The organism is Sphingobacterium sp. GQ94, assembly GCF_059758715.1.
Map to the genome: position 1 here is coordinate 53,705 of NZ_JCAXEC010000001.1, position 13,602 is coordinate 67,306.

10 protein-coding genes are annotated in these 13,602 nt (G+C 37.4%); 3 read left to right on the top strand and 7 right to left on the bottom strand.

The annotated features are described in order from the left end of the window. Window positions 1-328: 328 nt before the first annotated feature. Both dnaA and dxs read right to left on the bottom strand, forming a co-directional pair. A complete protein-coding gene (gene dnaA / locus AC6CHH_RS00290; protein WP_498278524.1) occupies window positions 329-1,756 on the bottom strand; it encodes a chromosomal replication initiator protein DnaA in 1,428 nt (475 codons plus the stop codon). A 353-nt stretch (window positions 1,757-2,109) separates the two neighbouring features. Beyond that, the gene (dxs, locus tag AC6CHH_RS00295) at window positions 2,110-4,038 is read right to left on the bottom strand and encodes a 1-deoxy-D-xylulose-5-phosphate synthase (protein ID WP_498278526.1); all 1,929 of its coding nucleotides are present in this window, start codon (window positions 4,036-4,038) and stop codon (window positions 2,110-2,112) included. A 149-nt stretch (window positions 4,039-4,187) separates the two neighbouring features. Between dxs and AC6CHH_RS00300 the strand changes: the two genes are divergently transcribed. After that, window positions 4,188-4,940 (top strand): segregation and condensation protein A, encoded by a 753-nt coding sequence (locus tag AC6CHH_RS00300; protein WP_498278528.1) that lies wholly within the window; start codon window positions 4,188-4,190, stop codon window positions 4,938-4,940. On the opposite strand, the gene AC6CHH_RS00305 is transcribed toward AC6CHH_RS00300, so the two are convergent. The 3 genes from AC6CHH_RS00305 to AC6CHH_RS00315 are packed head-to-tail and all read right to left on the bottom strand — an operon-like array spanning window position 4,937 to window position 7,671. Further along, a complete protein-coding gene (locus tag AC6CHH_RS00305; protein ID WP_498278530.1) occupies window positions 4,937-5,683 on the bottom strand; it encodes an enoyl-CoA hydratase/isomerase family protein in 747 nt (248 codons plus the stop codon). The genes AC6CHH_RS00300 and AC6CHH_RS00305 overlap by 4 nt on opposite strands. Beyond that, window positions 5,673-6,530 (bottom strand): hydroxymethylglutaryl-CoA lyase-like TIM-barrel protein, encoded by an 858-nt coding sequence (locus tag AC6CHH_RS00310; protein ID WP_498278532.1) that lies wholly within the window; start codon window positions 6,528-6,530, stop codon window positions 5,673-5,675. Before AC6CHH_RS00310 ends, AC6CHH_RS00305 begins: the two co-directional genes overlap by 11 nt. Continuing rightward, window positions 6,520-7,671, bottom strand: a complete 1,152-nt coding sequence (locus AC6CHH_RS00315) for an acyl-CoA dehydrogenase family protein (protein WP_498278534.1) — start codon at window positions 7,669-7,671, stop codon at window positions 6,520-6,522. The genes AC6CHH_RS00310 and AC6CHH_RS00315 overlap by 11 nt, the downstream gene beginning before the upstream one ends. Before the next feature lie 135 nt (window positions 7,672-7,806). Between AC6CHH_RS00315 and AC6CHH_RS00320 the strand changes: the two genes are divergently transcribed. Then, on the top strand, window positions 7,807-9,414 hold the full coding sequence (locus AC6CHH_RS00320; protein WP_498278536.1) for an acyl-CoA carboxylase subunit beta: 1,608 nt from the start codon (window positions 7,807-7,809) through the stop codon (window positions 9,412-9,414). A gap of 57 nt (window positions 9,415-9,471) precedes the next feature. Here AC6CHH_RS00320 and thiL read toward each other — a convergent pair whose 3' ends face one another. Together thiL and nadA are read right to left on the bottom strand one after the other, a co-directional pair. Then, window positions 9,472-10,509, bottom strand: coding sequence for a thiamine-phosphate kinase (gene thiL / locus AC6CHH_RS00325; protein ID WP_498278538.1), 1,038 nt, complete (start codon window positions 10,507-10,509; stop codon window positions 9,472-9,474). 8 nt (window positions 10,510-10,517) lie between these two features. Further along, window positions 10,518-11,516, bottom strand: coding sequence for a quinolinate synthase NadA (nadA, locus tag AC6CHH_RS00330; RefSeq protein WP_498278540.1), 999 nt, complete (start codon window positions 11,514-11,516; stop codon window positions 10,518-10,520). Window positions 11,517-12,006: 490 nt separating this feature from the next. On the opposite strand from nadA, the gene nadB reads away from it, so the two are divergent. Beyond that, entirely contained in the window at window positions 12,007-13,599 is a 1,593-nt protein-coding gene (gene nadB, locus AC6CHH_RS00335) for an L-aspartate oxidase (RefSeq protein ID WP_498278542.1), read from the top strand. Window positions 13,600-13,602 lie beyond the last annotated feature (3 nt).

Consider the following 13,602-nt stretch of genomic DNA (forward strand, 5'->3'; position numbering starts at 1 on the left):
GGCTTAAATAGCCGCTTTATTCAGCAGCAAAAAGAAACAGGCCTAGAAGAATAAGGGTTCAGTGAACTTCACTTCAAGAGAGCCGCCCGATTACTCCTCGATTAACGTATCCATAAAATGAAAAGGGGTTAATTCCCCTTAGAGAACGTACTGATCAGGCGAATTAAAAAATAAAGGCTGGCCTACTATTCGCATTAGAAAACGATTTCCATATGGAAAAGTACACCGGAGACAGGACAAAGAAAATTCTAATTAAATAAGAAACATCCCTAGCCTAAATCGGAGGGATGTTTCAGTTTGCGGATATTAAGATAAAATATCCGAAGGTTTAGGAAGCTTTCAGTTTTTTCTGAATATCCTGAACATACGTTTTAAATTTCTTGTCCGTTTCAATTAAATCCTCTACCGTCTGACAAGCATAAATAACTGTTGAGTGATCTCTACCGCCGAAGAAATTACCTATAGATTTCAAAGAAGACTTGGTATGACTCTTTGCTAAATACATCGAGATCTGTCTGGCCTGAACAATCTCACGCTTACGAACTTTTGATTTAACCATCTCCACAGGAACCTCAAAATATTCACAAACCAATTTTTGAATGAATTCCATTGAAATTTCTTTATGTGTATTCTTCACAAAGTTCTTCAACATGGATTTCGCCAGGTTCAAATCGATCTCACGCTTGTTAAGTGTAGATTGTGCCAAGAGTGAAACCATCGCTCCCTCTAATTCCCTAACACTATTATCAATTTGATTCGCGACATATTCAACCACATTCTCAGGAAGCTCAATACCGTCTGAATACATTTTTTTCTTCAGGATTGCCATCCGAGTCTCCAAATCAGGAATTTGGATATCTGCAGAAAGCCCCCATTTAAAACGACTCAATAAACGCTCTTCCAATCCAGATAAATCTTTAGGTGCCTTATCAGAGGTAAGAATAACTTGTTTACCTGTTTGATGTAAGTGGTTAAAGATGTGGAAGAAAATATCTTGTGTTTTTTCCTTACCGGCAAAATTATGCACATCATCCATAATAATTACATCCATGGCCTGATAAAAGTTCACAAAATCATTGATGGTATTGTTTTTAAGGGAATCAACGAACTGTTGACAAAATTTCTCACAAGAAACATAAATCACCAACTTATCAGGAAGATTTCTTTTAATCTCATTTCCGATAGCTTGAGCTAAATGTGTTTTACCTAAACCAACATCTCCATAGAGCATTAGGGGATTAAAAGAAGTTCCACCAGGCTTATTTGCTACTGCAAAACCAGCAGATCTAGCCAGACGATTACATTCTCCTTCTATAAAATTATCAAAAGTATAATTTTGATTAAGTTGCGGATCTACTTGTAACTTCTTTAATCCAGGAATAACAAATGGGTTTTTAATATTCTTGTTTAAGGCAACCGGAACGGGTATCGATTGTTTCTTTCCTTCTGCACCGTTTCCATTGGATGGAATGTTGGTGGTGTAAGGTGCTTTCGCTGATGATTTTTCGACAACAATATTGTACTCCAATCTTCCCTGCTCTCCTAAAAATTTCTTAACTGTTTTGCGTAAAATTCCAACATAGTGTTCCTCTAGCCATTCATAGAAAAACAAACTTGGCACTTGAATAGTTAAAACGTTTCCTTCAAGACGTACAGCTTTAACGGGCTCGAACCATGTTTTAAAACTTTGCGTTGGAATGTTATCCTTTATGACTGAAAGACACCTTTCCCAAACACTTGTACACGTTTTTTCCATTCTAATTTTGTTAATAACTTGAAAACCAATAATTGACAAAAATTCTGTTCATAACTTTTGCTTACAACGAATATGACAAAAATATTTGAGCTAAAAAATTAAAAAGGTAAAAAAAATGTAACTAACTGTTTTACAATGTTTTAATTGTAATTTTTAGCTAAATATTACCCTCAATATTAAGCAAAAATATTTTATTAACATAGTCGAAAATGAAAAATTTGAGGTCTCTTTTAATCAGCAAAAATTAAGCAAGAAACAGGCAATGTGGAAAACTTTGCATAAAAAAAGGAAACCGATTGGCTTCCTTAACTCTTTCCGATTAAATGATTGAAAAACCGACAAATAACGGTCAATTATCCAACCAAACTTTCCGTTTTTATTCCCTTTGTTAATTTGCGAACCTGAGTTTCTATCCCTTTGGAATCTATACCGCACGCAGCCCACAATTCGGCTTGTTCTCCATGTTCAACAACAGCATCAGGAATACCCAAGCGAATCACTTTAGCTTGGTAGCCGTGGTCGGCCATAAATTCCAAGACTGCTGAGCCAACCCCACCAGGCAGACAGCCGTCTTCCACACAAAGGACTTGTTTATATTTTCTAAAAACCTCGTGCAACAAGGCCTCGTCAATGGGTTTGGCAAAACGCAAGTCATAATGAGCCGGATGAATACCATCCTGATTCAATCGTTGAATTGCTTTACTTGCCTCGTTACCGATATGTCCAAAACTAAGGATGGCTATTTCTTCCCCATCACAAAGCTTTCTGCCCTTACCAATAGGGATTTCTTTAAAAGGAAGCCTCCAATCAGCAAGCACACCATTACCACGCGGGTAACGAATGGTGAACGGACCCTGATCACTAAGCTGAGCGGTATACATCAGATTTCTAAGTTCTTCTTCGTTCATCGGTGAGCTAACAACCATGTTGGGAACGCAACGCATAAAAGCAATATCGTATGCTCCATGGTGTGTTGGCCCATCTGCGCCGACCAAACCTGCTCTATCCAAACAAAAGATCACATTCAACTTTTGAAGCGCAACGTCATGAATAACTTGATCGTAGCCTCTTTGCATAAAAGAGGAGTAAATATTACAAAAAGGAACCAGACCTTGTGCTGCCAGTCCCGCGCTAAAGGTTACAGCGTGTTGTTCGGCTATTCCCACATCAAAAGCGCGATTAGGCATCGCATTCATCATAATGTTCATCGAAGAACCCGAAGGCATTGCCGGGGTAATCCCCATGATTTTTGTATTGCTTTGAGCCAATTCAACCAAGGTATGTCCAAAGACATCTTGGTATTTAGGTGGTTGAACCTTATCGGACACATTTTTCTTGATTTCACCTGTAATTTTATCAAACAAGCCCGGAGCATGCCATTTGGTTTGATCTTTCTCGGCCAAGGCATACCCTTTTCCCTTGGTCGTCACAACATGCAATAATTTAGGTCCGTTAATGTGTTTTAAATCTGCAATCGTTTTGACCAATTTATTCACATCATGTCCATCTACCGGACCAAAGTATCTAAAATTAAGGGCTTCAAAAAGATTAGAATTCTTCAATAAAGAGCCTTTGATACTCTGTTCGAGTTTCTTGGCCCATCCATAAGCGTTTGGCCCCTTTTCAGAAATCTTTGTAAGAACCGAAACCAAATCATCCCGAAAACGATTGTAACTTTTGGAGGTGGTAATGCTGGTTAAGTATTCCTTCATAGCGCCAACGTTTGGATCTATGGACATACAATTATCATTAAGGATCACCAATAAATTAGATTTTTCAATACCTGCGTGATTTAGGGCCTCGAAGGCCATTCCACCGGTTAGAGCGCCGTCGCCAATAATGGCCACATGCTGTTTGTCCGTTTCCCCCTTATATTCAGAGGCCACAGCCATACCTAAGGCAGCTGAAATGGACGTGGAGGAGTGTCCAACCCCAAAAGCATCATAAACGCTCTCAGAGCGCTTAGGAAAGCCCGATAATCCCCCTAAAATCCGGTTGGTGTGAAAAGTCTCTCTTCTTCCTGTTAAAATCTTATGCCCATAGGCCTGATGACCGACATCAAAAATCAGTTGATCATAAGGTGTGTTGAGCACATAATGTAAAGCGACGGTAAGTTCAACGACCCCTAGACTGGCCGCAAAATGACCTCCATTTACAGATACAATATCGATAATAAACTGCCTAAGTTCCTTACAAACTTCCTCAAGTTCCGATTCCTTAAAATTGCGAAGATCTGAAGGAAATTGAATTTTCTTTAATAGCGGTCCTGCTTCTACCTGCATAGCATGAAAAATTTCAAAATAAGATACAAATTAACAATTTATTATTCTAACTATGGAATATAATACAATTTTAGCTGAGCATTGTTTTGTTTATTTCGTTCCAAAAAATCTAAAATATAGGAGCAAATCCTTATTTTTGAGCATATTTAATGGAATCTACAAACTACGAAATAAAACTAGATCAATTCCAAGGGCCATTCGATCTGTTACTCTTTTTTATAGAAAGAGACGAACTTAATATACACGATATTCCCATCTCTAAAATCACGGTTGATTTTCTATCCTATATCCAGCACATGCAGTCCCTGAATATGGAGCTGGCCAGTGAATTTATCTTTGTTGCCTCCACCTTAATGCGAATCAAAGCTAAAATGTTGTTACCTAGGACCCAGCTAGATGAACATGAAAACGAAATTGATCTCAAGAAAGATTTAGAACAAAAATTAATACTCTACAAACAGTTTAAAGAAATCACTCTCGAACTTAAAGAATTAGAGGATAAACGCTTCAAATTGTACCAAAGAGGAAATACGGCAACTGATTTAACACGCATCCATAAAACGCCAAATACCCTGAAAGAAGACTTGGACAGTTTTGATTTATACAAATTAATGCTGGTGTATGACCGTCTCATGCAAGGTTATCAAGAGCGCCAGCATGAAGAAATCAAACACACGGTAATCAAATATCCCTACACCATTGAACAACAAAAAAAAGCGATAGCCGCATTAATTGACATCAACAATACACTAGACTTTTCATCCATCGCTAAGAATTCTCAAAACAAAGTTCAATTTGTCTATAATTTTTTAGCCGTGCTAGAAATGTTGCAGCAGGAGCTTTTAAAAATAGAGGTCGGAATGGGTTACAATAACTTTCTTATCCGTAAAAAAGAAAACTAAGGTTTTTTAAACGTGTTTTCAATCCGCTCCTTCACTTCCTTTTGATCCTTTAAGGCCTGTAACGATTCGAGGAGAAAATCATATTGTTTATCCCCCTGAATTTCCCGAATTTGTTTAAGTGCATTCATCCCTGCTTGCATAGCATGCGAACTCTTATCAGCAAAAGAATCCAAAAGAAGCTGTAATTTATTCTCTTCTAAAAGACCATCTACAATTCCGTAATCCATGGCTTTTTGGGTTGAAAAACCCTGTGTATCCAAACAGAGTTGAAGAACCTTTTTTTCGGGCATTACCCGAAGTAAACTAGCCATGACCTGAAAAGGAAAAATACCAAAAGAGAGCTCAGGTAATTTGAAGGATACATCCTTTTGGGCAAACACATAACTGCATCCTAAAATAAATAAAAATCCGCCACCAATGACATCCCCCTGGACAACCGCTACCGAGGGTTTTAGTAACCCGTCCATGACCTGTCCCAAGGAAATAAGCTTGTTTTCAATGTTCGGATTCCGTTCTTCTAATTCAGGATGTTGATAGGTATTAAGATCCATTCCTGCACAAAAAACGCGGCCATTGGCATTTAAAACAACAACTTTTACCTGCTTAAGATCGTTCGCTATTGAAATTGCATGCGCAACCTCATTGACCATGGTGGGACCAAAAGCATTTCTTTTTGAATCACGATCTAAGGTCAAGCTAAAAACATGTCCTTGAATACTGGTTTTAATAAAATTATAAATCATGACGTATCATGTTTTGAAATTCATCCATCAATTGAAAAATAGGCGCTGATTTCTCTTTTTTAAACCGATTAACCAATAATTCAGAAGGGATATTACCGATCAATTCATTTTTCGTGAACTGGCACCCTCCATATCCCAATATCGCTCCCTCAAACGCTCTGCATCCTCCCTGATAGGCCGCTTCCACTTTCAACATGGCCGTCTCAGATCTGGAATGCAAATGCGCATTAAAATCTATCGACGGAAAATCAACTCTTAATTTGGAAAACAAATCCTTTACATCATTAGGGGTTGCCTGGGAGGTTGTGTCAGCCAAAGAAAAACGAGAAACACCAACAGATATTAATTGTTCTACCCAATACGATACTAAATCCATATCCCAAGGATCTCCATACGGGTTTCCAAAGGCCATCGAAATATACACCAGTAAACTTTGCTTGCTTTTACTGGCGACCAGGTCCAAAACCTGACGAACCGTATCGAACGATTCATTTATACTCTGGCGGGTATTGTTTTTTTGAAAGGTTTCAGAAATTGAAAAAGGATACCCTAAATAATCAACCTTTTCAAATTGTGTAGCTCTTTCAGCTCCCTTTATACTGGCAATTATTGCTAATAATTTAACCGCTTTATCTTTATGTAAACCCTCAATAACAGCCTCCGTATCACTCATCTGAGGCACAGCCCTTGCAGAAACAAAACTTCCAAAATCGATGCAGTCAAATAACTCACTTTGAATCAATTTATTCAGATAAGCTATTTTCTTGGCCGTAGGGATCTGATAGCTCATGCTTTGGATCGCATCCCTGGGGCAATCTACAATCGATATGGATTTATTATTGGACATCTTTCTTTATTTCTCTAGCAATAACCATGCGCTGAATTGAGCTCGTTCCCTCGCCAATGGTACATAATTTTGCATCTCTAAAAAACTTTTCAGCAGGAAAATCTTTGGTAAAGCCATAGCCTCCCAATATTTGAACGGCTTCGTTCGAGACTTCAACGGCAACCTCGGAGGCAAATAATTTAGCCATCGCCCCAGCTTTAGTGGCCTTTTTTCCATGATCTTTTAAGTAACCCGCCTGTCTAATCAATAACTCTGAAGCGCTTATTTTAGTGGCCATATCTGCTAAATTAAAACTCACAGCCTGAAAATCAAAAATCTTAGATTTAAATTGTTCTCTTTCATTGGCGTACCGCAAAGCACATTCATAAGCCCCTCTAGCAATACCCAAAGACAGCGCGGCAATGGAAATACGACCACCATCCAATAATTTCAATGCTTGCACGAAACCCTCTCCAACCTCACCAATCAATTGATCTTTGTGAATTTTGCACTGATCAAAATATAAACTAGCTGTTTCCGAAGCTCTCATTCCTAGTTTGTTCAATTTAGCTCCGGCTGAAAAACCCTCTGTACCTTTTTCAACAATAAATGCGGAAATCCCCTTATTATCTCCTTTTTCCCCAGTTCGAGCCATCACCACGGCAATATCTCCGGAAATCGCATGCGTAATAAATGTTTTATCCCCATTAAGAATAAAAAAATCACCTTGTTGAATTGCTGTTGTATTCATACCCCCGGCATCAGAACCCGATCCGGGTTCGGTTAATCCCCATGCTCCAATCCATTCTGCACTGGCTAATTTAGGAAGATATTTCATTTTTTGTTGTTCATTACCAAAGGAAAGTATATGATTGGTGCACAACGAATTGTGCGCTGCAACAGATAATCCAATCGAACCACATACTTTAGAAATCTCATCTAAAACCGTAATATATTCTTGGTAACTCAAACCAGAACCTCCATATTGCTCAGGAACCAAAATTCCCATAAAACCAAGCTCTCCAAGTTTTTTAAATACGTGAATTGGAAAAACCTGCTCTTCATCCCATTTCATCACAAATGGAAGTATATTTGTGTGAGCAAAATTTCGTGCACTTTCCTTGATCAACGATAATTGTTCTTCAGAATTGACGTAATTCATAATTTTATTTTAATTAAGTTTCTATTTTGGTTACAAATATTCTTTACAAATATTGTAAAAAACAAATTATATTTTATGATATTTATAAAATATATTACTTTTTAACCCTTATAAATTACATTATCTTAAAACACTATGCGAAAATTGCTAGATGAGCTCCACAAAAAAAGAGAAAAACTCCTGTTGGGAGGTGGTTTAGATAAAATACAAAAACAACATGAAAAGGGAAAATTAACGGCTTGGGAACGCATTTTATACCTAATAGATAAAGACAGCGAATATCTTGAAATCGGACGTTTTGCAGCAGATGAGCTTTATGAAGAACATGGCGGTTGTCCCAATGCAGGTGTGGTCGTGGTTATGGGAAAAGTAAAAGGACGCTTATGCATAGTGGTTTCAAACGATGCCACTGTAAAGGCCGGCGCTTGGTTCCCAATGAGCTGCAAAAAAAATTTAAGAGCGCAGGAAATAGCTATCGAAAATCATCTACCCATTATCTATCTGGTGGATTCTGCAGGTGTTTACCTGCCAATGCAAGACGAAATTTTCCCGGATAAAGAACATTTTGGACGAATATTTAGAAACAATGCCAAAATATCCGCAATGGGAATTCCGCAGATAGCGGCCATCATGGGTTCATGCGTAGCAGGGGGGGCCTATTTGCCCATCATGTCAGATTATGCCTTGATCGTTGAGGGAACAGGATCTGTATTTCTAGCGGGATCCTATCTGGTAAAATCTTCCATTGGTGAGGTGATCGATAATGAAAGCCTAGGAGGAGCCGCTACCCATTGTGAAATATCAGGAGTAACCGATAACAAATATCCAAATGATCAGGCTTGTTTACAGGCTATCCAAAATATCGTTGATAAATTTGGGGAAGATCCAAAATTCAATTATTCCAGAATAGCTTCTATTGCTCCAGAATATACCATTGAAAAACTATACGATTACCTTCCTGAGGATCGTTTAAAACCTTATAATATGATTGAAATTTTAAAATCAATTGTAGATAAAGGGTCAATAGAAGAATACAAAAAAGACTATGGAAAAACATTAATCTGTGCACTTTGTAGAATAGATGGGTGGGCTGTTGGTATTGTTGCAAATCAAAGAGAGGTCGTAAAAGCAAAAAAACCTGGTAATTCTACTGAAATGCAAATGGGAGGTGTTATTTATTCAGATTCAGCCGATAAGGCCGCACGGTTTATCATGAACTGTAACCAACAAAAGATTCCATTGGTTTTTATGCAGGACATAACCGGATTTATGGTGGGATCCCGTTCTGAGCAAGGGGGAATTATCAAAGATGGGGCAAAAATGGTTAATGCAATGGCAAACTCAATTGTGCCAAAATTCACATTTATTTTAGGAAATAGTTATGGGGCAGGAAATTATGCCATGTGTGGTAAGGCCTACGATCCACGACTAATCTATGCATGGCCAACGGCGAAAATAGCTGTAATGAGTGGTGCTGTAGCCGGTAAAACGTTGCTGCAAATACAAGAAGCCTCTTTAAAATCTAAAACTGTAGAACTAAGTGAACTCGAAAAGGAAAAATTATTAACAGAAATAGAAGACCGTTATAATAGACAATTAAGTCCATACTATGCAGCATCCAGAATGTGGGTTGATGGGGTCATAGATCCTGCCGAAACACGAAAAATTATCTCAATGGGAATTCTAGCTGCCTCACACCAGAGTATATTGGAAAAATACAATGTAGGGGTGATACAAACCTGAATTGAACGAAATAACAAGCGTAATCTCTCCTAAAAAAATAGGGGAGACTACGGTAATTTAATGAAAGGCATTCCAGCCTTGCGCTTTTAATTCGTGCACATTTCCTGATTTAGAAATCAATTGAAAACCTTCAGAGGATTGCGTTATATGACCAATAATAGTAATATCCAATTGATTTTTTACTTTATCATAATCTGACTGGGGAACCGTAAATAACAATTCATAATCCTCACCACCACTTAAAGCACAAACTGTGGGATCTAATCCAAAATCTCTGGCCGTTTCATACGTCATTGGATCTATTGGAATTTTTTCCTCATATACTTTACAACCTACCTTAGAAGCATTACAAATATGAATAATCTCGGATGCTAGTCCATCTGATACATCAATCATGGCATGAGGCTTTACGGAAATAGCTTCCAGAAGTTCCACAACATCTTTTCTGGCCTCAGGCTTTAATTGCCTTTCAATGATGTAATCCTTACCTTCTAAATCAGGTTGTATTTTAGGATTTTCAAGATAGATTTGTTTCTCACGTTCTAACAATTGCAAACCAACATACGCCCCACCCAAGTCACCTGATACACAGATCAGATCACCTTCTTTGGCACCTGAACGATAAGCAATATCATCAGCATCTGCATATCCTATACTGGTAACAGAAATCACTAATCCTTGGGCTGAAGTACTTGTATCACCACCAATTAAATCTATGTTGTATTTCTGACAAGCAATTAATGCTCCTTCATAAATTTCCTCAATGGCCTCCAATGGAAATTTAGAAGATAAACCGATAGAAATAGTCACCTGTGAGGCTATACCGTTCATGGCATAGATATCGCTTAAATTGACCTGGATCGCCTTATACCCTAAATGTTTTAGCGGTACATAACGCAAATCAAAATGTACATTTTCCAATAATAAATCAGTAGAAATAAGCGTCTTTTTTCCCGAGAAATCCAATACTGCGGCATCATCACCGATCCCTTTAATACTGCTTTTTTGGGTAAGCTTAACCGAATTCGTTAAATGGGAAATTAATCCGAATTCCCCTAATTCCGCAATATTCGTTTTATCTATATTATCAAACATACTCATATTTATAATCCTAGTTTAGCAGAAATTTCCAACATACGCTCAATTGGTTTTTGCGCTCTTTTTATAATATCTTCTTCTAAGGTTATCTCCGGAAGTTCGTATTTTAAACAATTATAAAGCTTTTCTAACGTATTTAGCTTCATATGAGGACAATCATTACACGCACAAACCGTATTTGGAGGAGCTGGTATAAAAGTCTTCGAAGGACTGTTTTTTTGCATTTGATGCAAAATACCAGATTCTGTAGCGACAATAAACGTATTGCTAGGATCCTCTATTGTAAACTTTAACATACCTGAGGTAGAACCGACGTAATCTGCTTGATTCAAAATATGCTCCTCGCATTCTGGATGTGCAATAAATTTAGCATTTGGATTTTCAGCCCTTAAAGCCTCAATTTTATCTTGAGAAAAAATCTCATGCACCATACACGCCCCATTCCAAAGCACCAAATCCCTACCCGTTTTCTTTTTCACATATTCCCCCAGATTTTTATCAGGTCCGAATATTATTTTTTGATCTTTGGGTAAACTCTCTACAATCTGAACAGCATTACTTGAGGTACAAACGATGTCCGATAAAGCCTTTAGCTCAGCTGTACAATTAACATACGTTATGACCAGGTGATCAGGGTATTTTTCTTTAAATTTTGCAAACAAATGAGGTGGACAACTGTCTGATAAAGAACATCCAGCTTTCAAATCAGGTAATAAAACTTTTTTACTTGGAGAAAGGATTTTCGCCGTCTCGGCCATAAAATGAACCCCTGCAAAAACAATAACATCTGCACTAGTCTTTGCAGCTTGTTGAGATAAACCTAAACTATCACCAATATAATCTGCAATATCCTGTATTTCAGACTCTTGATAATAATGAGCAAGGATTACCGCATTCTTTTCTTGTTTCAACCTTTTGATTTCTTCGATTAAATCAATATTTGGATCGATTGCAACATCGATATAGCCTTTGGCCTCCAAATCTGTTTTAAAAGTTGTATTCATTTGCTGTAAATAAATTGATTTCAGTGTTTGACTATTCAATAACACAAAAGTAAACAAAGAAAATGAAACGAAATCCACATTCCCTTTTTTCAATAAATAATAATCTTTTTTATAAAAGAATAAACTATTGTTTATTAGGGTGTGGAAAATGGGGATAATTCATTTGAATTATATTTTTATTATTGAAAAATGACTATTTATAAACAAGTTTTCCACATGATTTTAAGCCTTACACATTGATTATCAGGTTTAGTTTTTTAATGCCTTTATTTTTTCCATATTCATATGTGTATTCTTAATTTTTTAGAAAATGTTAATATAGCCTAGTCTTTCTCTTAGGATTTAAGGAAAACTTGTTTGAAAATTGGTAGTATTGTGGAATAAAATAAAGTTTTAAATTTTAATACACGAGTTACTTACAAGTTTTGCACATATTTTGTTAATTTGTTGTATACGTAGTATTTAATAGATCATTACAATAATTGAAACAATGGGGGATAGAAAAGTTGATTTTTTAATCATAGGATCAGGAATTGCTGGGTTGAGTTTTGCACTAAAGGCGGCCAGTTTAGGTAAAGTTCTTATCGTTACTAAATCGAATGAGGATGAGTCGAATACCAAATATGCACAAGGTGGCGTGGCGGTGGTTACGGATCAAACGGATAGTTTTGAAAACCATATAATAGATACCCTTATTGCTGGAGATGGTCTGTGTGATAAACAGGTCGTGGAAAATGTGGTTAAAGAAGGTCCCCAGCGGATTGATGAATTAATATCCTATGGAACTTCCTTTGATAAGGAGGCATCAGGTGGGTATGATTTGGCCAAAGAAGGAGGACATTCGATGCACAGGATTCTTCATTATAAGGATATAACAGGTTATGAAATTGAACGTGCTTTATTAGAAAAAATTCATGCCGAACCTAATATAGAAATCCTAACACATTATTTTGCCGTAGACCTGATCACTCAGCATCATTTGGGTCAGCATGTTGATAAGCGTTCTAAAGACATACATTGTTATGGTATTTATGCATTAAATACCAAGAGTAGAATTGTAGAAAAGATACTTTCCAAAGTAACCTTAATGGCCAGCGGTGGTGCCGGACATATTTATTCTAGCACAACCAATCCAACAATTGCAACAGGTGATGGTATTGCCATGGTTTACAGGGCTAAAGGCCGTGTTCGCAACATGGAGTTTATTCAGTTTCACCCTACTGCCTTGTACAATCCAAGTGAGTATCCCGCGTTTTTAATCTCTGAGGCGGTAAGGGGTTTCGGTGGCATCTTAAAAAGGAGCAATGGTGAATCGTTTATGGAGGAATATGACAAGCGTGGTTCACTAGCCCCACGGGATATTGTTGCTCGGGCTATAGATTCGGAAATGAAAAAATCAGGTACCGATTTTGTCTATTTAGATATAAGACATCGCTCCAAAGCAGATATTTTATCTCATTTTCCCAATATTTATGAAAAATGTTTATCCATAGGCTTGGATATGACTAAGGATTTGATTCCGGTTTCTCCAGCAGCTCATTATTTATGTGGTGGGATTATGGTGGATCAGCATGGAGCAACATCCATTAAAGGATTATACGCATGTGGAGAATGCTCTTCTACAGGTTTACATGGAGCGAATAGATTGGCTTCCAACTCTTTATTAGAGGCTGCCGTGTATGCACATCGTATTTTTGAACATTCAAGCAAAAGTTTCTCGACTTTTTCAATTGAAAGTAATGTTCCAAGTTGGGATGACTCTAATACGCAACTCTCGAATGAGGATATTTTGGTTACCCATAATTTAAGAGAAACACAAAAACTGATGAGCGATTATGTGGGTATAGTTCGTTCCGATTTCAGATTGGAAAGAGCAATGAGCCGATTGGGGTTACTTTATAAAGAAACGGAATCTTTCTATAAGAACACGAAACTTTCTGTGAAGCTTTGTGAGGTGAGAAATGTGATCCAGGTTTCCTATTTGGTTGTTAAATCGGCGATGCAAAGAAAGGAAAGCAGAGGACTTCATTATACGACCGATTACCCTAATCATGCAGATATTTTAGAAGATACCATACTTTAATTG